Genomic DNA, 24,157 nt, shown 5'->3' with positions numbered 1-24,157 from the left:
GTCAACTGTTGCACCAATCTATAATTCGTGCAACAAATGTTTCATGGCCGAGCTCGCAAAATCCTCGCCGCTGAGCGAACTGCGCATTGCATTGCCGTCGCTCCCGATGCGGCTGCAGGAAGTCGGACGCTTCGTCGCCGCCAACGATTACGACGCCACCACCCGTTCGATGCGCGACCTCGCGGCCGAAGCCGGCGCCGATCCCGCCGCGTTCACGCGGCTCGCCAAGGCGATCGGTTATTCGGGCTGGGACGAATTGCGCGCGGCGCTGACCGAGGCGCGGCGACCATCGCAGACTTCGCCCTTCTCCGGCCGCGCCAGAAGCCGCCGGCCCGGCCCAAATGCCGATGTCGCGCTGGTCACCGACAAGCTCGAGGCCGAGGCCGCCGGCCTGCCGCGCATTCCGGCGCAGCCGATTGCGGAGGCCGCGCGCTCCCTGCATGAGGCCAAGCGGATCTGGATCGCCGGCTATCGCAGCTGCCGCAGCGTTGCCGAGCTGTTGAACTACGAGCTGCGGCTGTTCCGCCCCGAGCAGGTGCAGCTCGTCGGCGTATCCGGTCCCGACGATCTCGATCTCGGCGCCTTCCGGCCAGGCGAGGCCGTCATCGTCATCGGCTTCCTGCCTTACACGCATGCGAGCGTCCGCGTCGCGCAAGCCGCCCATCACAGCGGCGCAACCCTGATTGCCATCGCGGACAGTCTCTCTGCGCCGATGGCCGAGGGCGCTGACCACGTGCTGCTGTTCGAGGCGGCCTCCTCTCCCGGTTTCTTCCCGAGTCTCACCGGCGCCATCGCGATCGCGCAGTCGCTCGCCGCGGTGACGTTCTCGCTCGGCGGCGTGGCCGCGAAGAAGCGCCTGGAGACTACCGAGGCGCGGCTCACTGCTGCCTCCATCTACGTCTCAGAGAAAGGTTGATCCATGGCCGCTCGCACCAGCCGCGTGCTGCACCGCTCGCTCCGCGAGACGCCGCCCAAGGCGATCGGCGGCGAAGGCGTCTATCTCTTTGCCGAGGACGGACGCCGCGTGATCGACGCTTCCGGCGGCGCAGCGGTCTCCTGCCTCGGCCATCAGCATCCACGCGTGATCGCGGCGATGGCGAAGCAGGCCTCGACGCTGGCCTATGCGCATACTGCTTTCTTCTCGTCCGAGCCGGCCGAAGCGCTCGCCGAGACGCTGGTCGGCCACGAGCCCGGCGGTCTCGCTTACGCCTACTTCGTCAGCGGCGGGTCCGAGGCGATCGAAGCCAGCATCAAGCTCGCGCGGCAGTATTTCATCGAGCGCGGTGAGCCGCAGCGACAACATTTCATCGCACGGCGACAGAGCTACCACGGCAACACGCTGGGCGCCCTTGCGGCCGGCGGCAATGCCTGGCGCCGCGCGCCCTATGCGCCGCTGCTCTCGGCCGCCTTCAGTCATGTGACGCCGGCGTTTGCCTATCACGAGAAGCGCGACGGTGAATCCGATGCGCAGTTCGTGGCGCGCCTGGCGGCGGAGCTCGAAGCGGAATTTCAGCGGCTCGGTCCCAACACGGTCGCGGCGTTCCTCGCCGAGCCCGTCGTCGGCGCCACCGCCGGCGCGGTGACGGCACCGGACGGCTACTTCAGGGCGGTGCGTGAGATCTGCGACCGGCACGGCGCGCTGCTCGTCCTCGACGAAGTCATGTGCGGCATGGGCCGCACCGGCACCACGCATGCCTGGGAGCAGGAAGGGGTCGCGCCCGACATCCAGGCGATCGCCAAGGGCCTCGGTGGCGGCTACCAGCCGATTGGGGCGATGCTCGCGAGCGGCAGGATCATCGACACCATCCGCGCGGGCTCAGGTGCCTTTCAGCACGGCCACACCTATCTGGCACACCCCCTCGCCTGCGCCGCCGCACTGGCGGTGCAAGAGGTGATCCGCGAGGACGGCCTGCTCGAGCGCGTGAAGGAGCGCGGCAAGCAGCTCGAACAGCGCCTGACCGAGCGCTTCGGCAATCACCGCCATGTCGGCGATATCAGGGGCCGTGGCCTGTTCTGGGCGATCGAGCTCGTCGCCGATCGCGCCAGCCGCGCCTCGTTCGATCCCGCGCTCAAGCTCAATCAGAAGATCAAGGCGGAGGCCTTCGCCAATGGGCTCGGCTGCTATCCCGGCGGAGGCACCGTGGATGGCGTGCGCGGCGACCACGTGTTGCTGGCGCCGCCCTATATCGCCTCCGCAGAGGAGATCGACCTGATCGTCGACAAGCTCGGCACGGCCGTCGACAACGTGTTGCGTAGTGTCAATCACTGAGGGGAGTAGCATGATGAGGAAAGTGGTTATCGCAGCGAGCGTCCTCGCTGCATCGACGGTTGTCGCATCCGCCGCGACGCTCGATACGGTGAAGAGCCGTGGCACGCTGGTGTGCGGCGTCAGCGCCGGCTTTGCCGGCTTCTCGGCGCCCGACTCGCAAGGCAATTACAAAGGTCTCGACGTCGATTATTGCCGCGCGCTCGCTGCCGGCGTGCTCGGTGATGCCAGCAAGGTGCGCTACGTCTCGCTGACAGCGCAGAACCGCTTCACCGCCCTGCAATCGGGCGAGATCGACGTGCTCTACCGCAACTCGACGCAGACCTATCTGCGCGGTGTGACGCTCGGCCTGCGGCAGGGCCCGGTCAACTTCTACGACGGCCAGGGCTTTGTCGTGAAGAAGGACCTGGGCGTCAAGGACATCAAGGACCTCAAGGGCGCCACCGTCTGCGTGGCGCAAGGCACCACGCACGAGGTGACGCTCGGCGATTACGGCCGCGCCAACGGCATCGACTGGAAGCCGCTGGTATTCGACCGCGTCGACACCATGTACCAGACCTTCTTCGGCGGCCGCTGCGATGCCATGACCCAGGACGCCTCCGCACTCGCCGGCGCCGTGACCACCGCGGCGCCGAACCCGGCCGACTACGTCGTGCTGCCGCAGACGATCAGCAAGGAGCCGCTCGGGCCCTTCACCCGCAACGGCGACGAGGTCTGGAGCGACATCGTCACCTGGCTGCATTACGGCCTGATCGAGGCCGAGGAGCTCGGCGTGACGCAGGCCAATGTCGACGAGATGGCGAAGTCGCAGACGCCCGCGATCCAGCGCCTGCTGGGCGCCTCCGGCGACCTCGGCTCGCGGCTCGGGCTCGACAACAAATGGCTGGTCACCGCGATCAAGGTCACCGGCAATTACGGCGAGATCTACGAGCGCAATGTCGGCAAGGCGAGCCCGCTCAAGCTGGACCGCGGCCTCAATGGCCTCTGGAGCAAGGGCGGCTTGATGTACGCGGTGCCGTTCAAGTAGGGAGTTCACCTCTCCCCGCCTGCGGGGAGAGGTCGACCGCGCAGCGGTCGGGTGAGGGGGACTCTCCGCGAGTCCAACTCTCATCGTCCCCGCGGAGACTCCCCCTTACCCCGACCCTCTCCCCGCAAGCGGGGCGAGGGAGACGAGACATCCCATGCGCATCGCCCTGATCCACGCCCTCAAGCATTCCATCGCCCCGATCGAAGCCGCGTTTGCAAAAGCGTGGCCGGAGGCGCGGCTGATGAACCTGCTCGACGACAGCCTGTCGGCGGATCTTGCCCGGGACGGTGCGCTCAACGATGCCATGACCGATCGCTTCCTCGCACTCGGCGATTATGCGGCGGCGACCGGGGCGAACGGGATCCTGTTCACCTGCTCGGCCTTCGGCCCCTGTATCGAGGCGGTCGCACGCGCGCATGCGCCGATGCCGGTGCTCAAGCCCAACGAAGCCATGATCGAGCGCGCGGCGACGATGGGCAGGCGCATCGGCCTGTTGTCCACTTTCCCCCCGACCCTTGTGTCGATGCCGCCGGAGTTTCCGGCCTCCGTCCAAATCGTGTCGAAGCTTGCCGAGGGCGCGCTGGCGGCGCTCGACCGCGGCGACCGCGCCACCCACGACCGGCTGATCGTCGAAGCGTCAAAGGACCTGCGAGATTGCGACGTCATCGCGCTGGCGCAGTTCAGCATCGCAGCAACGGCACCGCTGGTCTCGGAAGCGACTGGCCGTCCCGTCGTGACCACGCCTGACAGCGCGGTCGACAAGCTGATGAAGCTGCTGAAAGCGAAGGCTTAGGCACCTGTCGCTTTCCGACGCCGCACGTCCTTGATGGCAGCGGCGAGCGCGGCCTTCGTTTCGCTGACGAAATCCTCGACCAGTTCCTCGCGGGTGGCATGCGCGGCCTCGCCGGTGAACAGGCCCTGCTCGGCCAGCATCACCACGCCGTGCAACGCCGCCCAGATCTTGAGCGCCTGGCGCTCGCGCAAATAGCCGACGGCGGGCACTTCCAGGGCTTCGATCACGAGCGAAAAGGTCTCGCGCGTAGCCTCGTGCAGCTCGCTGCCCTTGGCGGCGCATGCCACCGTGCGGGACGCGAACATCAGGCGGTAGATGCCGTTCCGTCGCAATCCGAATTCGAGCATGGCCTGCGCCAGCCGCGACAGTTTAGATTGCTTTGACGGTTTCGCCATCGCCTCCCGAAAGATCGCGCTGAGCTGCCGGAATGCCTCCGCCGTCACCGCCGCGAGCAATGCCTCGCGATCGGCGAAATGCCGGTACGGCGCCGGCTGCGAGACGCCGAGCTGCTTCGCCAGCGCCTTGATGCTGATCGCCTCGGCACCGCCCTGCTCCGCCTCGCGCAATGCGGCCTTGATCAGAGCATCGCGAAGGTCGCCATGATGGTAGGTGTTCGCAGGCTTGCGGGCGAGTTGTGAGCGCATGGTGTGGCGAACCTATAAGTTTGCGCTTGACAGGGAAAGCCTGCCGCGAATGTAATAGCATATAACTTAAAGCCCACGGCAAATGCCGCGGATAAAATCGACATGAGGAACGCGCCGCCCTGCGGGCCCCGCGCATACGACCGAGGATGCCGCCATGACAGAGCGACTGAGGGTTCACGTGGATCCCGACAAATGCCAGGGCCACGCGCGCTGCAAGGCACTCGCGCCGGAACTTTTCGAGCTGGACGAATACGGCAACGCCCACGAAGCCCGCGACGGCACGGTCCCGCCGGGACTCGAGGACAAGGCGTGGCTTGCCAAATCCAACTGCCCGGAAATCGCGATCGATGTGATCGAGGAGTAGTGCGGCCTTTGCCGCCCCGCGTCCTTTCAGCGAACACGAGCCAAGGGATTCCCTGCCATGTCCGACGCCAGTCCGCCCGCCGCCCATCCGCCCGTCACCGACTGGGTCCATGATTTCGACCATACCGATCCGCAATGGACGGAGGATCCCTTCCCGATCTGGGACGAGCTGCGCGCAGCGAGCCCGGTTGTGCACACCGAGCGTTTCCTCGGCTGCTACATGCCGACGACCTATGAGGCGGTACGCGAGATCGCCAACGACACCGAGCATTTCTCCTCGCGCCGCATCATCGTGCGCGACGTCCGTCCCGAGGTGGCGAGGAACGCCGCACCGCCGATCACTTCGGACCCGCCCGTGCACAAGCCGGCCAAGCAGCTGCTGCTGCCGCCTTTCACGCCGGACGCGATGAAGAAGCTGGAACCGCGGATGCGCGCGATCTGCAACGAGCTGATCGACGGCTTCAGCGCCGATGGCAAGGTCGACGCCGCCGCACGCTACGCCAAATATATCCCGGTTCGGGCCATCGCCCACATGCTCGGGATCCCCGAGAGCGACAGCGATGTCTTCATCAACTGGATCCACATGATCCTCGAGCTGGGCATCAAGGACGAGAGCAAGCTGCTGCAGGCCGTGCAGGAGATGAGCGCCTATTTCAGCGCGCATATCGAGGCGCGCAAGGACAAGCCGACCGACGATCTCATCTCCTACCTGATGAACGCCAAGGACAAGGAGGGCAACCCGCTCGAAGACTCGCACGTCCTGGGCTCGCTGCGCCTGCTCCTGATCGCCGGCATCGACACCACCTGGAGCGCGATCGGTTCCTCGCTCTGGCATCTTGCGAAGACGCCGGCCGACCGCGAGCGGCTGATCGCCGAGCCCGCATTGATCCCGACTGCGGTGGAGGAGCTGCTGCGCGCCTATTCTCCGGTGACGATGGCCCGCGAGGTGGTCAAGGAGACCACGATCTCGGGCTGCCCGGTCAAGGCGGGCAACATGGTGCTGCTGTCCTTCCCGGCCGCAAATCGCGACCCCAAGATGTTTCCGGACGCTGACAAAGTCGTGATCGACCGTCGCGAAAACCGGCACGCCGCCTTCGGCCTCGGCATTCACCGCTGCGTCGGTTCCAACCTGGCGCGCATGGAGATGCAGGTTGCGCTGGAGGAATGGCTAAAACGCATTCCAGATTTCCGACTCGATCCGGCAGGCGCCGTGACCTGGTCACAGGGCACGGTGCGGGGCCCCCGCCAGTTGCCATTCTTGCTCGGAAAGGCGATGTAGGCCTTTCCAGACAACGGAGAGGCCGGGCATGACCGAACAAGCAATCGAGCCGGCCTCCGACTACATCGACATCGCCGACGCCAAGCGGCGGATCAAGGCAATCTTCATCGGCTCCATCGGCAATCTGGTCGAATGGTACGATTTCTACGCCTATACGGCGTTCGCGCTCTATTTCGCTCCCGCCTTCTTCCCTGGCAACGACCCCGTCGTGCAGCAATTGAACGTCGCCGTCGTCTTTGCGGCGACGTTCCTGATGCGCCCCCTGGGCGGCTGGTTCTTCGGCTATCTCGCCGACCATTTCGGACGGCGCATCTCACTCACGCTCTCTGTCGTCTTCATGTGCTTCGGTTCGCTGATCATCGCGCTGACGCCGACCTATGCCACGATCGGATTCGCCGCGCCGGTCATCCTCGCGCTTGCACGCGTCATCGAGGGCCTGAGCCTCGGCGGCGAATATGGCGCCAGCGCCACCTATCTCAGCGAGGTCGCAGATCCCAAGCACCGCGGCTTCTATTCGAGCTTTCAATACGTCACCCTGATCGGCGGCCAGCTCACCGCGATCATCGTGCTGCTGCTCCTGCAAAAGGTCTTCCTCACCCCACAGGAGCTGAAGGACTGGGGGTGGCGTATCCCCTTCGCGATCGGCGCAGCGCTGGCGATCTTCGCAGCGGTGATGCGGCGCGGCCTGCACGAGACGGAGGCGTTCGAGGAAGCCAGGAAGGTGGTGAAGCCGACCGGCTCGATCACCAATTTGCTGCGTTATCCGCGCGAGCTGCTGCTGGTGGTCGGCCTCACCGCCGGTGGCACTGCAGCATTCTACACCTTCACCACCTACATGCAGACCTTCGTCAAGCTCTCGGTCGGGCTGACCGAGGACCAGACCACTTTCGTGATCTTCGGCACCTTGGTCTTCGCGACCATCCTCCAGCCGATCTACGGCGCGATCTCCGACAAGATCGGGCGCAAGCCGCTGCTGATCTTCTTCGGTGTCGCCGGCACGCTCGCGACCGTACCGCTGTTGATGACGCTGAAGGAGACCAAGTCGCCCTTCGTCGCGTTCGTCCTGATCTGCTGTGCCTGGCTGTTCGTCGCCGGTTACACCTCGATCAACGCCGTGGTGAAGGCCGAGCTGTTCCCGACCAATGTCCGCGCGCTCGGCGTCGGCCTGCCCTATGCCATCACGGTGTCGGTCTTCGGCGGCACGGCGCCGGCGATCGCGCTCTATTTCAAGAGCATCGGGCACGAGGAATGGTTCTATTTCTACCTCAGCGGCATCATCTGCCTGTCCTTGATCATCTATGCTACCATGCGCGACACCAAGCACACTTCGGCAATGCATCGGCACGAGTAGACCATGGCTGACGAGACGCCATCCGACAGCAAGCTGACGCGCACCAAGGAGAAATGGGTGCGCGAGGGCCGCTTCCTCACAGGGAAGATCACGCGGCCGGAGGACCAACGGCTGCCGCCCGGCCAGCACCTCACCAAGGACTGGCCTGTGCTCGATCTCGGAGTCGTGCCGCCGGTGTCACGCGAGCGCTGGCGGCTCGACGTCTACGGCGCGATCGAGAGCCCCGTGTTCTGGACCTTCGACGAATTCATCGCGCAGAAGCAGGCCCGGTTCACCTCCGACATCCATTGCGTCACCACCTGGTCGCGCTACGACAATGAGTGGGAAGGGCTTGCCACGCGCGAGCTGCTCGCGGCCTGCCAGCCGCGCGAGGATGCACGCTTCGTGACGCTGCATTCCCATGACGGCTACACCACCAACCTCGCGCTGGAAGACTTTGCCGCCGAGGATGCGCTGCTCGCCCATAGCTGGTCCGGCCAGCCGCTGACGGAGGAGCATGGCGGCCCGGTGCGGCTGGTCGTGCCGCATCTCTATTTCTGGAAGAGCGCGAAATGGCTCCAGGCCATCGAATTCCTGACCGCGGACGCGCCCGGCTTCTGGGAGGTCCGCGGCTATCATAATCGCGGCGACCCCTGGGCCGAGCAACGCTATTCCGACGATTAGAATTCAAGCAGGAACGAGGGGAAGCCCATGTCGACGGAGCGCTTTCAATTCACGGGCGAAGGCGGACATCAGCTTGCCGCCGCGCTGGAGTTGCCGGACGGCGAGCCCGCGGCCTACGCGCTGTTTGCGCACTGCTTCACTTGCGGCAAGGATACGCTCGCCGCCAAGCGCATCTCGGTCGCGCTGGCAGCCAAAGGCATCGCGGTCCTGCGCTTCGACTTCACCGGGCTCGGCTCGAGCGAAGGCGATTTCGCCAATTCGACGTTTTCGTCCAACGTCGCCGATCTCGTTCGCGCAGCCGACCATCTGCGCAACGCCCGCAAGGCGCCGTCGCTCCTGATCGGCCACAGCCTCGGCGGCGCTGCGATCCTCGCGGCAGCCGGACATATCCCAGAAGCCAGGGCAGTTGTGACCATCGCGGCGCCATCCGATCCGGCGCACGTGACCGGCCTCTTCAGGGAGCATCTCGACAACATCCGCGCGCAGGGCGAGGTCGAGGTCTCGCTCGCAGGACGCCCGTTCCGGATCAAGCGCGAGTTCCTCGACGACATCGCCGAGCACGAGCTGATGAAGGACATCACGGGGCTGCACAAGGCGCTGCTGGTGATGCACTCGCCGGTCGACGACACCGTCGGCATCGACAATGCGACCAAGATCTTCGTTGCCGCCAGGCACCCCAAGAGCTTCGTCTCGCTCGACCATGCCGATCATCTGCTCGCCAAGCCCGCCGACGCGCTCTATGCGGCCGATCTGATCGCGGCCTGGTCGAGCCGCTACATCGACACGGCAAAGCCCGCGAAGGCGATGGATCTGCCTGAGGCGCCGCGCCAGGTCGTGGTACGGGAGACCCGCAAGAGCAAGTTCAACCAGGTCATCAGCGTCGGCCCGCATCGGCTTGTGGCGGACGAGCCGGTGGCTGCCGGCGGCGAGGACGCCGGCCCCGGGCCCTACGATTTCCTGCTCGCCGGCTTGGGCGCGTGCACTTCCATGACCATGCGTCTCTATGCCGACCGCAAATCGCTGCCGCTCGACCGCGTCACCGTTACGCTGAAGCATTCGAAAATCTACGCCAAGGATTGCGCGGAGTGCGACACGCGCGAGGGCATGCTCGACCAGATCGAGCGCGACATCGCAATCGACGGCGCGCTGGATGCCGAGCAGCGCAAGAAGCTGATGGAGATCGCCGACAAGTGCCCGGTGCATCGGACACTGACCTCGGAGATCCGCATCGTGACGAAGGCCGTGGGCTAGCGCGACTGCGCTAGAAGCACGATGCCATCGTCCGCAATGCCGCGCTGATCTCGTTCTCACGCCAGGCCGCAAAACCGAGCAGCAGGCCATGATCCCGCGGCCGGTCCAGCGCCAGGCTGGACAGCGCCCGCGTTTCAACGCCCGCGGCAGCCAGTCGTTTGACTGCCGCCCGATCGGCGGTGCCGCGTTTGAGACGGGCGACGAGCTGGATGCCGCCCGCAGGCACTTCGACCGAGAGCATCTCGCCCAGATGGCGCTCCAGTCCTGCAACGAGGTGGTCGCGGCGCGCGTGATAGAGCCGGCGCATCCGGCGCAGATGCGCGAGGAAATGCCCGTCGGCGATGAACTCGGCCAGCGCTTCCTGGATGTGGCTCGCGGCAATCAACCCGATGTGCCGCTGCGCGATTTCCAACGTGCTGACCAATGCCGACGGCACGACGAGATAGCCGAGTCGGATATCCGATGTCATCACCTTCGAGAAGGTACCGACATAGAACACGCGGCCATGGGCATCGAGGCCTTGCAAGGCAGGCACCGGCCGGCTGTCATAGTGGAATTCGCCGTCATAATCGTCCTCCACGATCCAGGTCTTGCCGGGCATGCACAGCCCGAGAAATTCGGTGCGGCGCGCCAGTGACATCATCCGTCCGGTGGGATGCTGGTGCGATGGCGTCATGAAGATCAATTTCGGAGCCGCGAGACCCGGCATCCGCTGCATGCCCTCCGTGTCCAGCCTCATGCCGGTCACGCGCGCGCCGGAGGCGCGGAAAGCGGCGGCCGCGCCGGGATAGCCGGGATCCTCGACCCAGACCTCGTCGCCGGGGGAGATGAGAACTGCCGCGATCAAGGTCAGCGCGGTCTGCGCGCTCGGCAGGATCATGACCTGCTCTGCCGTGGCGCGAACGCCTCTGCTCGCGGCCAGATAATGCGCGAGCGCCTCGCGCAGGCGCGTTCGGTTGACGGGTCCGAGCTCGCGTTTGGCCGCACGCACGGCGCTGCGGCGCAGGCAGCGAGCCCAGATCTCGTTCGGAAACTCCCGCGCATCTCCAAGCCCTGGCCGCAACGGTCTGAGCGGCACCTGATAGGACATCGGCCAGTCGGTCTGCTTGAGCTGCGAGGCCCAGGGTGAAAGCCGCGGCTTGCCGGTGCGCACGCGCGCCGCAACGGCCTCCGCTCCTTGACGCCGTTCGCCGCCGTCGACGGTGACCACCGGACGGCGGCCGTGCGACGCCGCGAGATATCCCTCCGCGGCGAGCTGCTCGAACGCATAGGTGACGGTGTTGCGGGAAACGCCGAGATCGCTGGCCAGCCGGCGGCTTGAGGGGAGCGTGCGGCCTTTGCCGAGGCGGCCGGTCGCGATCAAGCCTCGGAGCTGGCTCGTCAGTTGAGCCACCAGCCCGTCGTCGCCGGCCCGCTTCAGGTCGATCAGGGCCGAGATCATATCGTCCGAAACTGGCACCTTGTTCCTTTCCGATCTGGCGCTTTTGTGGGTATCAGTGCGGATGCTATCGGCCGGACCGGACTGCTTCAAGGATCTTGCGATGAACTCCCTGTCCCCCCGCGCGGCCGTCGGCCTGTTCCTCATCGTCGTGCTGGCCTGGGGCGTGAACTGGTCGGTGACGAAGCAATTGGTGCAGCTCGTCCCGCCGCTGTTGAGCTCGGCGATCCGGAGCTGGATCGCGCTGGCAGGATTGTTTGTCATCCTCGGACTGAGCAACAATCTCGTGATTCCGGAGCGGCGCGACGTGCCGGTGGTCCTCAGCGTCGCGCTGCTGCACATGACGCTCTTCTCCATTCTGGTCGCGGCCGGCCTGCGCTTCCTGCCCGCGAGCAAGGGCATCGTGCTCGGCTACACCACGCCGCTCTGGGTCGCGATTGCGGCACCCCTGCTCGGGAAGGACATGCTGACCGCACCCAAGCTTGCCGGCGCCCTGCTCGGACTGATCGGCCTTGCCGTGATCCTGAATCCGTCCTCAATAGACTGGGGCAATGCCAACGTCGTGCTCGGCGCCGGCATGGTCATCCTGGCCGCGATCTCGTGGGCTGCGAACATCATCTATATCCGCGCGCATCGCTGGATCGCCTCCCCGCTCCAGCTCCTGTTTTGGCAAGTGCTCGTGGCCACGGTCGTGCTCTCGACCCTGGCGATGGTCATCGACGGGCTGCCACATGTGGAATGGTCGTGGCGGCTGGCTATGCTGTTCCTCTACTCCGGCCTGATCGGAACCGCGCTGGCCTATTGGGCGATGTCGATGGTCAACAAGAGCATCTCGGCGCTGACGACGTCGCTTGGCACCACCGGGACGCCGCTCGTCGGTATCGCCAGTGCGGCGATCCTGCTGGGCGAGCCCCTCGACTTGAGCCTCGCCGTCGCGGCCGGATTGATCGTCACCGGCATCGGACTTGCGACGCTCGGCGACCGGCTGTTGCGCGGTCAGGCCATCGCGAGCGGTTGAACCCGCAGCACGCCACGCAGACCCGCGGTCGTGCCGAGCAGGATGCCGGCGAGCGCGACGAACGAGCCCAGCGCCAGCGTCGACACGCCCGTGAGCCCCTGCCCGATCGAGCAGCCGAACGCCATCACGCCGCCGATGCCCATCAGCGCGGCGCCGCTGCCCGAGCGCAGCATGTGGCGCGGCGAGGAATAGCCTTCGAGCTTGAAGCGGCCGGTGGCGAGCGCGGTGATGAGGCTGCCGGCGAGGACGCCGGCGACCGTCGCAATGCCGAAATTGAGCGTCAGGCCGGTCGAGAGCATGGCGTATTGCAGCGCGTCCGCGATCGGCGCGATGAAGGTGAGCGAGGTCACCGGCACCGGATTGAAGTCGTCGGCACCGAGATAGCCGGTGACGAGCCAGCCCGCGGCAACGAGCAGGCCGACGATGATTCCCGCTGCGATCTGACCGGGCGAGCGGCGGAAGGCCGGATGCGCGAAGGCAAACAGGATCAGCACGACGACGAGCACGGCGGCAGCCAGCGCGCGCGAAAGAGCTTCAGCTGGACCAAGCGTCGCCAGCAGGGACGGCAGCGAATTGGCGCTGACGGTGGTTTGCGAGGCCTGAACCAGCGCGATGCGCGCCGGTGCGATCAGACCCTTGAGCGTCATCTGCGCAGCGATGGCGAGCACGATCACGACGACGAAGGAGCGGAGATTGCCGCGGCCGAGCAGCACCAGGGCGCGCGAGCCGCAGCCGTTCGACAGCACCATGCCGTAACCAAACAGCACTCCGCCGAGGAACAGCACCGGCGCCGAGAACGTCTGCTGCAGGTAGATCGACTTGCCCAGATCGGCCACGCCGTTGCCGGCAAGGAACTGGCTGGCGGCGATCGCGACGGCGATCGCCAGCGCATAGGTCCGCACCAGTCGCCCGTCTCCTTGCGCGAGCCAGCCGCGCATGCTGCTCATCAGGCAGAAGCCGCTGAGCAAACCGACGGCGCCGTAGACAAGGCCGATGGCGAGGCCGGCGAAGATGACGAGTGCTGCGGACGAATCCATGATTACGGCTTCAGGACCACGCGATCCCGCGAAGAGCCGGCGACCGCGACATACGCCTCCTTGGCGCGCTCCAGCGGATAGACGGCATTCGCCTTGATCGGGAACGGCTTCAGCTGGCCGCTCGCAAAGCCCGCGCCGAGATCGCGCAGCACCGCGCCAGTCGCGGCCGACGACAGGCCGAGCGTGTCGATGCCGACATAGGTGTGCTGGCCCCGGTAGAATTCGAGGATGTTGAACTGCACGATGCGGTCGATCGCGGCGATCAGGATCTGACGGCCACGCAATGCGAGCGACTTGTGCGCGGCCTGGAAATAGGGATCTCCGACGGTATTGAAGACGATGTCGGCGCCCTTGCCGCCGGTCAATTCGCGTACGCGCGTGGCGACGTCGGTCGCGGACGCGCCGATCACCTCGATGGGGGCGTTGGTGTGGCCTTCGTAAGCTTCCGCCTTGCGCACCACGCCGATGACGCGCGCGCCCTGCCAGGTCGCGATCTGCACCGCGGCCTGGCCGACCTTGCCATTGACGCCGAACACCAAAACGGTCTCGCCGTTCTTCGGCACGCCCGCGCGGCGAAAACCTTCCATCGCGGTAACGAAGGGCACGCCGATGCCGGCGGCCTCCTCCCAGGACACCGTCTTCGGCTTATCGACGACGGCGTCAGCTTCGACGACGAGATGGGTTGCGTGAGTGCCGTCGCGGCGGATGCCGAGATCCCCGGAGGAGCCGAACACCTCGCGGCCGACCGTGCCGGCCGGCCCGTCGATCACCACGCCGGAATAGTCGCGGCCCGGCGTGCGCGGGAATACGGCATAGGGCATCAACCCGGTCGCGGCCTTCACGTCGGAGGGATTGACGGCGGCGGCCTTCACCTCGATCAGGAGATCATTGGGGCCGCGCGTTAGCGTGTGGCGCTCGACCACCGGCGCGACCGCGGCGGCGTTCTCGGCCTTGGCATTGAGGCGCACGCAGCGCGCTTCGACGGTTTTGGTATCGGCTGGCGACATGAAAAGACCCGCGATTTCTCGCGGGCCTTGTCGCCTTTGGGGCCGATCAAGTCAATCGGTCAGGTCAGTCCTTCAAATCAGTCCTTGGGCCGCTTGTCGTAGAGGCGTTTGGCCTTGCCCAGCGAGCGTTCCAGCGTGGCGGGCGCGACCACCTGCACTCTGGAGCTGATGCCGATGGTGTTCTTGATGTGCGTCGAAATCCGGTCGGCGTGGTCGAGGAGACCGCGGCCGTCCCAGCTTTCGGATCGCGCCTCCGCGATAATGGTCAGCTCGTCCATACGGCCCTCGCGGGTGAGCTCCAGGATGAAGTGGCCGCCGCACCAATCGGTCGCGAGCAGCACCTCCTCGATCTGGGTCGGGAACAGGTTGACGCCGCGCAGGATGATCATGTCGTCCGAGCGGCCCGTCACCTTCTCCATCCGCCGCATGCCCGGCCGCGCCGTACCCGGCAGCAGCCGCGTCAGGTCGCGGGTGCGATATCGGATCACCGGAAAGGCTTCCTTGGTGAGCGAGGTGAAGACCAACTCGCCCTTTTCCCCGTCGGGCAGCACGGCACCCGTTTCAGGGTCGATCACCTCGGGGTAGAAATGATCCTCCCAGATGTGCAAGCCATCCTTGGTCTCGATGCACTCCTGGGCGACGCCGGGGCCGATCACTTCGGACAGACCATAGATATCGGTCGCGTCCATGTCGAAGGCCTCTTCGATCTCACCGCGCATCGCATTGGTCCAGGGCTCGGCGCCGAAAATGCCGACCTTGAGCGAGCACTGGCGCGGGTCGAGCTTCTGACGCTTGAACTCGTCGAGGATCGCCAACATGTAGCTCGGCGTCACCGTGATGATGTCGGGCCTGAAATCGTTGATCAGCTGCACCTGCCGCTCGGTCATGCCGCCGGAGATCGGCACCACGGTGCAGCCGAGTTTTTCGGCGCCGTAATGCACGCCAAGGCCGCCGGTGAAGAGGCCATAGCCGTAGGCGTTGTGGATGATCATGCCGGTGCGGCCGCCGGCCGCGCGGATCGAGCGCGCCATCACGTCCGACCAGGTGTCGATGTCTCCCTGCGTATACCCCACCACGATCGGCTTGCCGGTCGTGCCGGAGGACGCATGCACGCGCACCAGCTTTTCGCGCGGCACGGCGAACATGTTGAAGGGATAGTTGTCGCGTAGATCCGTTTTCACCGTGAACGGGAATTTCGCGAGATCGGAGAGCTCGCGAAAATCGGACGGATGCACGCCGGCCTCGTCGAAGGCCTTGCGATAATGCGCCACGTTGTCATAGGCGTGCTTCAGCGACCAGGTCAGCCGCTGCTTCTGCAGCGCCATGATCTCGTCGCGCGAGGCGCGCTCATGCGCGTCCATCTCGGCGCTATAGGCGCTGCCGCCTTCCTTGAGTCTCGTCAAAGCCATCTTCGCTTCCCACCATTGATTAGTTTTTTCTTGATTGATTATTGGTTCTGCGTCGGCAGCCACGTGCCGGGAATGACACGCGAGTGTCCGCGGAATTCGGCGATGACGGTATCGCTTGCGGTAACTCGCACGTCATAGATGCCGGAGCGGCCGCCGCGGGTGACCTCGCACGCCTTCGCAACAAGGCGATCGCCGAGCCTGCCCGGCTTGATGAAGGTGATCTGCCCCTGCGCTGCGACCACGCGTTCGTTGTGCGAGTTGCAGGCAAAGGCGAAGGCGGAATCGGCGAGTGTGAAGATGAATCCGCCATGGGCAATGCGCTGGCCGTTGACCATATCCGGCCGCACCGTCATCGCGAGCGTTGCATAGCCGGGGCCAATCTCCACGATCTCCATGCCGAGCCCTTTGGAGGCATCGTCCTCCGCCCACATCGCCTCAGCGCAGGCGCGGGCAACATCCTCGGGCGACAGGGCAGCTTTGACGTTCACGCGCTTCTCCCGGCCAGATGGTTTTCCATGATGTTCTGCTGGTTGGCCAAAACTGTCAAATAATGCGACGCATTTGCATCGCCGGCGTCTGAAGCACCTGCTCAGACATGGTCATAATCGACCACGACACGCTCCGACGACGGTTTCGCCTGGCAGGTCAGGACGAACCCGGCCTTCAACTCCCAGGGCTCCAGCGAATAGTTGATGTCCATCGGCGCCTCACCTTCGACCAGCTTGGCGCGGCAGGTCGAGCACATGCCGCCCTTGCAGGCGAAGGGCAGATCGACGCCGGCGCGTAGCGCCGCATCGAGGATCGCCTCGTCCTCGGCGACCGGAACGTCGCGGCGCTTGCCGTCGATGATCAGCGAGGCGATCGCCTTCGGCGGCGCGTCGGGCGCGACCACCTTCTTCGGCCGCGGCTTGCCGCCGAACTCGGAGACGAAGCGCTCGACGTGGATACGCTCTTCCGCGATGCCGAGCTCGCGGCAGGTGGTCTCGATGTCCTCGCTCATGCCGAGAGGGCCACAGATGTAGAGATGATCGACGCTGGCCGCCGGCACCAGCGAGCGCAGCAGCACCCTCACCTTGTCGCCGTCGAGCCGGCCATGCAGGATCGGGATGTCCTGCTCTTCGCCGGAGATAACGTGGAAGATGGAGAGGCGGTCGATGAAGCGATCCTTGAGCTCCTCGAGAGCCTCGAGAAACATGATGTTGTCGGTCGTGCGGTTTCCGTAGAACAGGAAGAAGCGACTGCCTTGCTCACGCGCGAGCACGCCCTTCACGATCGACAGGATCGGTGTGATGCCGGAGCCCGCGGCAAAGCCGACATGGATGCGTGCAATATCCGCCGGCGGGACTGCACCGAAGCGCCCGGTCGGCGTCATCACGTCGAGCTGGTCGCCGCATTTCAGCTCGTCCGCCGCCCAGTTCGAAAACGCGCCGCCGTCGATCTTCTTCACGGCGATACGAATCTCGCCGTCATCAGGGCCGGAACAGATCGAATAGGAGCGGCGCACCTCCTCTCCGTCGAGCGTCGTGCGGAGCGTGAGGTACTGGCCGGGCGTGAAAGCGTAATCGCCGGCGAGATCGCCGGGGATGGCGAAGGTCATCGAGACGGCGTCGGACGCCTCGCGACGAAGGTCGCTGACGGCCAGGCGATGGAAGCGCGGTGCGGCTGCTGACATGATCAATGACACTTGAAATAGTCGAAGGGTTCGCGGCAGGACTTGCAGCGCCACAGCGCCTTGCAGGAGGTCGAGCCGAATTCAGACAGCAGCTCAGTGTTTTCCGAGCCGCATTGCGGGCAGCCCACCGCCTGTTCACCAAACAGCGCCCGGCGTGAGCTTGATGCCTGCGGCGGCGCGATGCCGTAGGCGCGCAGCTTTTGGCGGCCCTCCTCGCTCATCCAGTCGGTCGTCCAGGCCGGCGACAGCACGGTGCGGACTTTTGACCGGCGAAAACCGGCGCGCTCCAGCGCCAGCTCGATTTCCAGCGCGATCATGTTCATCGCCGGACAGCCGGAATAGGTCGGCGTGATCGCGACCTCGACGTGATCGCCGTCGAGGGAAACCTCGCGCAGCACGCCGAGATCGGCGATGGTCAGCACCGGAATTTCGGGATCGACCACGCTCGCCGCAGCGTCCCAGGCGCGCCGGCGCAGTTCGCTGTCACGATCGAGCAGGCTCACCATGTCAGGCCCGGAAAGGTGCGCTGCATCGATTGCAGCTCGGACAGGAGATGGCCGAGATGTTCGCTGTGCCGGCCCACGCGGCCGCCTTGCTGCATCCAGTCATTCTGCGGCAAGACCAGCGTGGCTTCGCTGACGACATCGGAAAGCGTCTGCAACCAGCGACCACGCAAGGTGCCGGGATCGATCGCGATACCAGCATGGATCAGCGCGCGCTCGCCGTCGTCGACGGCAAACATCTCGCCGGTGAAGGCCCAGAGATGATCGATCGCGGCTTGCGCGCGGGCATGACTCTCATCGGTGCCGTCGCCGAGCCGGATGAGCCACTCCGAGGCGTGGCGCAAATGATAGGCGCTCTCCTTCTCCGACTTGGCGGCAATCGCTGCCAGTGTCGTGTCGCGCGAATTCATCATCGCGCGCCAGTAGAGGTCGGCGAACGCGGAATAGAAGAACTGCCGCACCAAAGTCTGGGAAAAATCGCCGTTGGGCTGCTCCACCAGCAGCAGATTGCGGTACTGCCTGACGTCGCGCAGATAAGCGAGCTTGTCCTCGTCGTTATCCCTGCCCTCGGCCTTGGCAGCGTAGGTGTAGAGTTCGCGCGCCTGACCGATCAGGTCGAGCGCGATGTTGGAGAGCGCCATATCCTCTTCCAGCATCGGCGCATGCCCGCACCATTCCGACAGCCTGTGGCCGAGGATCAGCGCATCGTCGGCGCGGCGCAGCGCGTAGAGCACCAGCGGCGTTTCGGAGACATCGATGTTGGCGACCGGCATCACATATGTCCCACTTCTTCCGGCACCTCGTAGAACGTCGGATGCCGGTAGATCTTCGATTCCGCCGGTTCGAACATCATGGCCTTCTCGGCGGGATCGCTCGCAGTGATCGCGGTCGACGGCACGACCCAGATCGACAGGCCCTCGCCGCGGCGGGTGTAGATGTCGCGGGCGGCTTGCAGCGCCATGTTGGCATCGCTCGCATGCAGCGATCCCACATGCTTGTGCGCGAGCCCATTGCGGCTACGAATGAAGACTTCCCACAGCGGCGTGTTCGGAGTGGCCATGTTGATCTCCCTATTCCGCGGCTTGTGCGGTCTGGCGATGCGAGCGCTTGGCGGCGTAGGCGGCGGCGGCTTCGCGTACCCAGGCCCCCTCCGCATGCGCCTTGCGGCGCGCGGCCATGCGGTCGCGATTGCAGGGGCCGTTGCCGGCGAGCACCTGCTTGAACTCGGTCCAGTCGATCTCGCTGTAACGCCAGTGCCCGTCGGCATCCTGAATCACGCCGGGATCGGGGATGGTGAGGCCGAGATATTGCGCCTGCGGCACCGTGGCATCGACGAACTTCTGGCGCAGCTCGTCGTTGGAGAAACGCTTGATCTTCCACTTGGTCGAGGTGTCGCTATGCTGGCTCGTGCTATCTGGCGGGCCGAACATCATCAGCACCGGCCACCACCAGCGGTTCAGCGCATCCTGCGCCATCGCCTTCTGCTCGTCCGAGCCGCGGCACAGCGTCAGCATGATCTCGTAGCCCTGGCGCTGATGGAACGACTCCTCCTTGCAGACCCGGATCATCGCGCGCGCATAGGGGCCGTAGGAGCAGCGGCACAGCGGGATCTGGTTCATGATCGCGGCGCCGTCGACCAGCCAGCCGATGGTGCCGATATCAGCCCAGGTCAGCGTCGGATAGTTGAAGATCGAGGAGTACTTGGCTTTGCCCGCGAGCATGGCATCGACCAGCTCCTCGCGCGATGAGCCGAGCGTCTCGGCCGCAGCATAGAGATAGAGCCCGTGGCCGCACTCGTCCTGCACCTTGGCGAGCAGCGCGGCCTTGCGGCGCAGGGTCGGCGCACGGGTGATCCAGTTGCCCTCAGGCAGCATGCCGACGATTTCGGAATGGGCGTGCTGGGAAATCTGGCGTGTGAGCGTCTTGCGATAGGCCGCCGGCATCCAGTCGTTCGGCTCGATGCGCTCCTCGGCATCGATGCGGGCCTGGAACTGCGCAGCCTTGGCTGCGTCCTCAAGACCGCGGTCGTCGGTCTCGGCCGTATTCAGCGCTTGGGTATACATGCGCATCCTCCCGATTTATTGGGAGGCAATATATAACAAAAGTTACGTCATGCAAGATATTTCTGTAACATAAAACTCAGGCCTCGAACCTCCTTTCCAGAAGCTTTCGCGCCGGCGGCAATGGCCCTTTCTCGTTGGTTCCATGTCCATCAAGCCATTGTTCGGAGGAGGCAAGCAGCGCGCGATAGATTTCGCCGCACAGGTTCCGTGCCGCCCTGCCCGGCCAGTTCGTCGGCAGCAGGCTTTCGGGCAATAGCGGATCGCGCAGCACGACGCGGCGATAGTAGTGGATCAGGAGGATGCGCGCGGTAAATGCGTCGGCCTCGGACAAATCGGTGCCGCGGCCGATCGCGGCGCGCAGCGGCTCGAACGTCTTCATGAATTTCAGATAGGCATCCGCGGTGCGGTCCAGCGGCCAACTCGCACTGAGCAGGCGACGCCCGCTGTCATCCTCAGCCGAGACTTCGAGACGGATCGCGCCCGCGGCTTCATCCGGCACCGCCAGGCCCGACGGCGCGACCCAAACCCCCGGCAGCGGACTGCCGAAGCCGGCGTTACGGAGCGCTTCGCGCGAGACGTCGCGATCTCCGCCATTGCCGATCAGGAGCAGCTCGAAGCGTCCGGTCCAGTCGGATGGCGGCGGATCGTAGATGTGGCGTGTCGCGGCCTCGAAGGTCTGGCGGCCCTTCTCGGCAAGCCGATAGAAGCTGTTGCGGCCGACCTTTTCCCGCGTGAGCCAGCCATCGGCCGCAAGCCGCGACATCGTGGTGCGCACCACGCCGCTGTCGATGTCGAGACCGTCGAAGAATTCGAGCAGCGTGCCGAGCCACACCGAACCGCCGCGGGGCACGATGGCATCGCCGAACACGGTGATGACGATGGAGCCGGTGCGCGACGGTTCACGCTTGAGCTGGTCGATGATGCGGGAGAGCGGATGCGCCATGCGCGAGGCATAGCGCGTTTGATGCGGGCGCGACAATGGACGGGTGCGACGCCTTCTCTTCTCCTCCTCGCTTGCGTGGCCGCGACGAGCTTCGCTCGCGCTGAGAAGGTCGGGATGAGGGGGAGGCTCCGCGGGGACGGAGGGAGTCGGACTCGCGGCGTACTCACAGCGTCATGGCCGGGCCTGTCCCGGCCATCCACGAGCCTTTCACGCAGCACAAGAACGTGGATGCCCGGGACAGGCCCGGGCATGACGACCTCTGCTCAATGTTCAAATCCGATTGCCCTGCCGCACGCGGAAAGAGGCGAAGATCACCGATGCGGATCGGGATAGGCCAAGCTGCGCCAGCCGCTGCGGTCGAATGGCCGCCACTGGCCTTCCTTCTGTGCGAGCCGATCGGCGACCGCATAGACCACGGCGGGATGATGGCCCATGCCGCAATGGCTGCTCTCGACCTCGATGCTCTCGGTCTGCCCGCCCGACTTCTCCATGCAGCCCTGCCAGGCGCAAACGCCGTCGGTGCGGCTGAAGATGGCGGTGGTCGGCACCGGCGGCGGCGCCGCGAGCTCGCCGCCGAACCGCGGATCGACCTCGTCGGACCTCCGCCCGCTCGCCCATTCATAGACGCGCCAGGCATTGGTCGAACGAGGATTGCCGGCAAAAGGACTGCCGAGCGTGATCACCTGCCGCACGCGCTCGGGCATCATCTTGGCGAGCTGCCGCGCATAGAGGCCGCCAAGGCTCCAACCGACCAGGCTGATCTTGCGGCCATGGGTGTCGCTGAGCTTCTCGACCAGATCGACCATGGCATGCTGCACGCCCTCGCGAAGGCCATAGTTGCGGCCCTGGCGCCAGCCGCTCACCGCATATCCCTTACTGGTCAGAAACGTGCGCAACGCACGCGTGGATGCATCGGAGGCCACGAGGCCCGGCAGCACCAGCACCGGGTGCCCATCACCGCGCGGCGCAAGGCTCAGCAGCGGCAGCGCGCCGAGGAATGCGCCGAACTCGTGGATCGCGCGCCCTTCCATAAACATCAGAGTTCTCGACGGCGGACGCAGCGTCTGGGCAGTAGCGGTCATCAATGTTTCCCCTGAGAAGGCGCCGGGCGCGATGCCGGCAAATGGGCATGAATTCCAATACGCCGGCTTCTTGATCGTTCCGCAGCGCAGCATGAATCAGCTAGGCGGCCGGTTCCCGACATTCAAGCGGGAGAGTGGCGGGGCGACAATAGGCCCGCGCGTTAATGCTAACGTCCGTGGCGCAAAAGTCACAGCAATCGGAGCAGGAATTCTACGGAGTAGAGCGCGAGCCCGGCGAGCCCACCGATCAGCGAACCGTTGAAACGGATGTATTGCAGGTCGCGCCCGATGTTGATTTCGATCAGCGAAATCAGCTGCGCCATGTCCCAGGCCTTGACCTGGTCGGAGATGAAGATCGAGACGCCGCTCTTCTGGTCGGCGACGAAGCTGCGCAGCACCGTCACCAGCCCCTTGTTGATCTCGTCGCGCAGCTCGGCATCGCCGGCGAGCGCATCGCCGGCGGAAACGAACATGCCGGCGAGATGATGCTGTAGCACCTGCGTCTCGCCGCTCGCGCTGCGTTCGATGAAGGAGCGTGTGTTGGCCCAGACGGTGCGTGCGAGATCGGCAAGCTCGGGCCGCGCGAGGAGGTCGCGCTTCAAGCCGGCGATGCGGTCGATATAGGCCTGGTCAGTGCCGAGCCGGTCGACGAAGCTCAGCACCATGCGGTCGAACTCGCCGCGGAAGGGATGCTTGGGATCGCTGCGCACCTCGTTGAAGAAGGCGGTCGCGGACGCCACGATCTTGTTCACCAGAAACTTGTCGGCTCGGTAGAGCCGCAGTAGGGTCGGCAATTCCGCGCGCACCTTCTCGCGGATCATCCCCATCGTCTCTTTCTGGTTCAGCGTCTCGTGCATCACGCGCAGGAGATCGTCGAACAGGATCTGATGGCGCCCCTCCGCCACGAAACCGCGCAGCGTGCCGGCGGCGAGTGGCGCAAGGTCGATCGCCTGGAGCTGCGATGACATGCGGCGGATGATGAAGGTCATCAGACCCGAGCTCTCCGTCGCCGAGACGGCCTCCGGCAACAGGCGGAGCGCGAAGCGCGCGAGATCGTCGCTGCGCTTGCGGTCGCGCAGCCAGTCGGCGACGAAGGAGCCGAAATCGATCTCCTTTAGCTTGGCCTCGACCGGTCCCGCCTCGAGGAAATGCACTTGGATGAATTCGCCGAGCTTGTCGGCGATCCGGGCCTGGTTGCTCTGGATGATCGCGGTATGCGGGATCGGCAGGCCGAGCGGCCGCTTGAACAGGGCAACCACGGCATACCAGTCGGCGAGGCCGCCGATGGTCGCGGCTTCCGCGAAGGCGGCGATGAAGCCGAACACGGGATGCGCGTTCAGCAGCAACTTCGCGACGACGAACAGGGCAAGCGTCGAAGCCAGCACCAGCGTCGCCAGCGCTTTCACGCGGCGCAGCTCGGCCGCGCGTTCGGCATCGCCGGGAGTATCGAAGGAGAAGGCGGCGGGTGGGGTCATTGTAGATACTTAGCGTGTCGATCTCCGCGTGTCCCGGACGCGGTGCAGCGCAGAGCGATGCGCCGCAGAGCCGGGACCCAGCAAGCATCCGATGCAGGATGGCCCCCGGATCAGCAGTGCACCACACCCCTGGTCGATGCTTCGCATCGCCAGGGGCGGCTGCACTGCGTCCGGGGAACGCAAGAGGCAAAAACAAAGGCCCGCCGAAGCGGGCCTCAAATTGAGTTTTGACTCAGGGCGCCGGATCAGGCGGTCTTGTTGTAGACCTTGGCAAAATTGTCCTGAGCGGACTTCGCACCGTTGGCGGCGAGCTGGCCGAAATAGTCGGCGGTCGCCTTGGCGCGCGAGACGAACACTTCGCCGCGGGCGCGGAGCAGGCTCGACTGGATCTCGACGGCTTCGCTGACCGACTTGGCGGAAGCAAGCTTGTCGATGCTGGCGAAGAACGCCTGGGCGTCGTCATAGATCGCCTGCTGGATATTGCGGCTGATCTTGCCGGCCTCGGTGACGGACTCGGTCACCGCGTTCTCGACGGCGGCGGTCACGCGCTCGGAGCCAGCGAACACCTCTGCAGCACGGTCCTTGGCGGTGTTGGCGGTCTTCTTGACGAACTCGCGGGCGGCCTCGGGAACTTCCAGGTTCTGGATGTTCTTGAAAGCGTCCTTGAAGCCCTCGAAAGCGGTGTTGGTTTCAGTGGTCATGGGGTTCTCTCCATCCTCATTGGTTGAGCTATGGGCTCACCCCGTCCTCGATGGCCCGGGGCACGGCTTATATGGCATAGTTAATTGTGCGATGCAATATTATTATTGCACTGCGATATCACGAAACTGTGAACAGCCTTAACAGGAGGCATATGATGCCTCCCTGGCCAAG

At 65.3% G+C, this 24,157-nt stretch carries 25 protein-coding genes; 10 read left to right on the top strand and 15 right to left on the bottom strand.

Annotation, left to right across the window (positions count from 1 at the left end):
- The first annotated feature begins 43 nt into the window (after positions 1–43).
- The 4 genes from XI04_RS37240 to XI04_RS37225 all read left to right on the top strand — a co-directional run bounded on the left by XI04_RS37240 (position 44) and on the right by XI04_RS37225 (position 4,086).
- Positions 44–916: a MurR/RpiR family transcriptional regulator gene (locus XI04_RS37240; RefSeq protein ID WP_097669161.1), complete on the top strand. Its 873-nt coding sequence runs from the start codon at positions 44–46 to the stop codon at positions 914–916.
- 3 nt (positions 917–919) lie between these two features.
- Complete coding sequence (locus XI04_RS37235; protein ID WP_097669162.1) at positions 920–2,269, top strand: aspartate aminotransferase family protein; 1,350 nt, start codon at positions 920–922, stop codon at positions 2,267–2,269.
- Between the two features lie 10 nt (positions 2,270–2,279).
- Entirely contained in the window at positions 2,280–3,293 is a 1,014-nt protein-coding gene (locus XI04_RS37230; protein WP_028143403.1) for an amino acid ABC transporter substrate-binding protein, read from the top strand.
- A 154-nt stretch (positions 3,294–3,447) separates the two neighbouring features.
- Entirely contained in the window at positions 3,448–4,086 is a 639-nt protein-coding gene (locus XI04_RS37225) for an aspartate/glutamate racemase family protein (RefSeq protein WP_028143404.1), read from the top strand.
- Here the strand turns inward: XI04_RS37225 and XI04_RS37220 are convergent.
- Complete coding sequence (locus XI04_RS37220) at positions 4,083–4,730, bottom strand: TetR/AcrR family transcriptional regulator (RefSeq protein ID WP_038947080.1); 648 nt, start codon at positions 4,728–4,730, stop codon at positions 4,083–4,085. The genes XI04_RS37225 and XI04_RS37220 overlap by 4 nt on opposite strands.
- Positions 4,731–4,884: 154 nt before the next feature.
- Here XI04_RS37220 and XI04_RS37215 point away from each other — a divergent pair, with 154 nt between their 5' ends.
- The 5 genes from XI04_RS37215 to XI04_RS37195 are packed head-to-tail and all read left to right on the top strand — an operon-like array spanning position 4,885 to position 9,637.
- Positions 4,885–5,094: a ferredoxin gene (locus tag XI04_RS37215; protein WP_028143406.1), complete on the top strand. Its 210-nt coding sequence runs from the start codon at positions 4,885–4,887 to the stop codon at positions 5,092–5,094.
- 57 nt (positions 5,095–5,151) lie between these two features.
- Entirely contained in the window at positions 5,152–6,372 is a 1,221-nt protein-coding gene (locus XI04_RS37210; RefSeq protein WP_271609340.1) for a cytochrome P450, read from the top strand.
- Positions 6,373–6,400: 28 nt separating this feature from the next.
- Positions 6,401–7,723, top strand: a complete 1,323-nt coding sequence (locus tag XI04_RS37205) for an MFS transporter (RefSeq protein WP_271592676.1) — start codon at positions 6,401–6,403, stop codon at positions 7,721–7,723.
- Between the two features lie 3 nt (positions 7,724–7,726).
- The gene (locus XI04_RS37200; RefSeq protein WP_271609339.1) at positions 7,727–8,386 is read left to right on the top strand and encodes a sulfite oxidase-like oxidoreductase; all 660 of its coding nucleotides are present in this window, start codon (positions 7,727–7,729) and stop codon (positions 8,384–8,386) included.
- 27 nt (positions 8,387–8,413) lie between these two features.
- Positions 8,414–9,637: a bifunctional alpha/beta hydrolase/OsmC family protein gene (locus XI04_RS37195; protein WP_271609338.1), complete on the top strand. Its 1,224-nt coding sequence runs from the start codon at positions 8,414–8,416 to the stop codon at positions 9,635–9,637.
- A 10-nt stretch (positions 9,638–9,647) separates the two neighbouring features.
- Here the strand turns inward: XI04_RS37195 and pdxR are convergent, their stop codons facing one another.
- Positions 9,648–11,078 carry a MocR-like pyridoxine biosynthesis transcription factor PdxR gene (gene pdxR / locus XI04_RS37190; RefSeq protein WP_271609418.1) on the bottom strand — a complete coding sequence of 477 codons (1,431 nt, stop codon included), beginning with the start codon at positions 11,076–11,078 and terminating at the stop codon, positions 9,648–9,650.
- A gap of 100 nt (positions 11,079–11,178) precedes the next feature.
- Between pdxR and XI04_RS37185 the strand changes: the two genes are divergently transcribed.
- A complete protein-coding gene (locus XI04_RS37185) occupies positions 11,179–12,093 on the top strand; it encodes a DMT family transporter (protein ID WP_271609337.1) in 915 nt (304 codons plus the stop codon).
- On the opposite strand, the gene XI04_RS37180 is transcribed toward XI04_RS37185, so the two are convergent.
- From XI04_RS37180 to XI04_RS37120, 13 genes are all read right to left on the bottom strand, one after another.
- Positions 12,072–13,130, bottom strand: a complete 1,059-nt coding sequence (locus XI04_RS37180) for a YeeE/YedE family protein (protein WP_271609336.1) — start codon at positions 13,128–13,130, stop codon at positions 12,072–12,074. The two genes, XI04_RS37185 and XI04_RS37180, sit on opposite strands and share 22 nt — an antisense overlap.
- Positions 13,131–13,132: 2 nt before the next feature.
- The gene (locus XI04_RS37175) at positions 13,133–14,137 is read right to left on the bottom strand and encodes a quinone oxidoreductase family protein (protein WP_271609335.1); all 1,005 of its coding nucleotides are present in this window, start codon (positions 14,135–14,137) and stop codon (positions 13,133–13,135) included.
- Positions 14,138–14,214: 77 nt separating this feature from the next.
- Positions 14,215–15,546, bottom strand: coding sequence for a phenylacetate--CoA ligase PaaK (gene paaK / locus XI04_RS37170; protein WP_271609334.1), 1,332 nt, complete (start codon positions 15,544–15,546; stop codon positions 14,215–14,217).
- Between the two features lie 38 nt (positions 15,547–15,584).
- Positions 15,585–16,034: a hydroxyphenylacetyl-CoA thioesterase PaaI gene (paaI, locus tag XI04_RS37165; RefSeq protein ID WP_271609333.1), complete on the bottom strand. Its 450-nt coding sequence runs from the start codon at positions 16,032–16,034 to the stop codon at positions 15,585–15,587.
- Between the two features lie 101 nt (positions 16,035–16,135).
- Positions 16,136–17,218 carry a 1,2-phenylacetyl-CoA epoxidase subunit PaaE gene (gene paaE / locus XI04_RS37160; RefSeq protein ID WP_271609332.1) on the bottom strand — a complete coding sequence of 361 codons (1,083 nt, stop codon included), beginning with the start codon at positions 17,216–17,218 and terminating at the stop codon, positions 16,136–16,138.
- 2 nt (positions 17,219–17,220) lie between these two features.
- Positions 17,221–17,724: a 1,2-phenylacetyl-CoA epoxidase subunit PaaD gene (gene paaD / locus XI04_RS37155; protein WP_038947069.1), complete on the bottom strand. Its 504-nt coding sequence runs from the start codon at positions 17,722–17,724 to the stop codon at positions 17,221–17,223.
- Entirely contained in the window at positions 17,718–18,494 is a 777-nt protein-coding gene (gene paaC / locus XI04_RS37150) for a 1,2-phenylacetyl-CoA epoxidase subunit PaaC (protein WP_028143419.1), read from the bottom strand. Before paaC ends, paaD begins: the two co-directional genes overlap by 7 nt.
- Positions 18,494–18,781, bottom strand: a complete 288-nt coding sequence (paaB, locus tag XI04_RS37145; RefSeq protein WP_271623912.1) for a 1,2-phenylacetyl-CoA epoxidase subunit PaaB — start codon at positions 18,779–18,781, stop codon at positions 18,494–18,496. The genes paaC and paaB overlap by 1 nt, the downstream gene beginning before the upstream one ends.
- 10 nt (positions 18,782–18,791) lie before the next feature.
- Entirely contained in the window at positions 18,792–19,784 is a 993-nt protein-coding gene (paaA, locus tag XI04_RS37140; RefSeq protein WP_271623911.1) for a 1,2-phenylacetyl-CoA epoxidase subunit PaaA, read from the bottom strand.
- 76 nt (positions 19,785–19,860) lie between these two features.
- Positions 19,861–20,727 (bottom strand): phenylacetic acid degradation operon negative regulatory protein PaaX, encoded by an 867-nt coding sequence (gene paaX, locus XI04_RS37135; protein WP_271592685.1) that lies wholly within the window; start codon positions 20,725–20,727, stop codon positions 19,861–19,863.
- A 311-nt stretch (positions 20,728–21,038) separates the two neighbouring features.
- A complete protein-coding gene (locus XI04_RS37130; RefSeq protein ID WP_271609330.1) occupies positions 21,039–21,809 on the bottom strand; it encodes an esterase/lipase family protein in 771 nt (256 codons plus the stop codon).
- A 188-nt stretch (positions 21,810–21,997) separates the two neighbouring features.
- Complete coding sequence (locus XI04_RS37125; protein WP_038947065.1) at positions 21,998–23,284, bottom strand: DUF445 domain-containing protein; 1,287 nt, start codon at positions 23,282–23,284, stop codon at positions 21,998–22,000.
- 245 nt (positions 23,285–23,529) lie between these two features.
- A complete protein-coding gene (locus XI04_RS37120; protein ID WP_028143425.1) occupies positions 23,530–23,985 on the bottom strand; it encodes a phasin in 456 nt (151 codons plus the stop codon).
- Between the last annotated feature and the right edge of the window lie 172 nt (positions 23,986–24,157).

Source organism: Bradyrhizobium sp. CCBAU 11430 (genome assembly GCF_028128855.1).
GTDB lineage: Bacteria > Pseudomonadota > Alphaproteobacteria > Rhizobiales > Xanthobacteraceae > Bradyrhizobium > Bradyrhizobium ottawaense.
The sequence above is the reverse complement of the archived record's forward strand: the minus strand, read 5'-3'. Positions and strand labels throughout refer to the sequence as shown.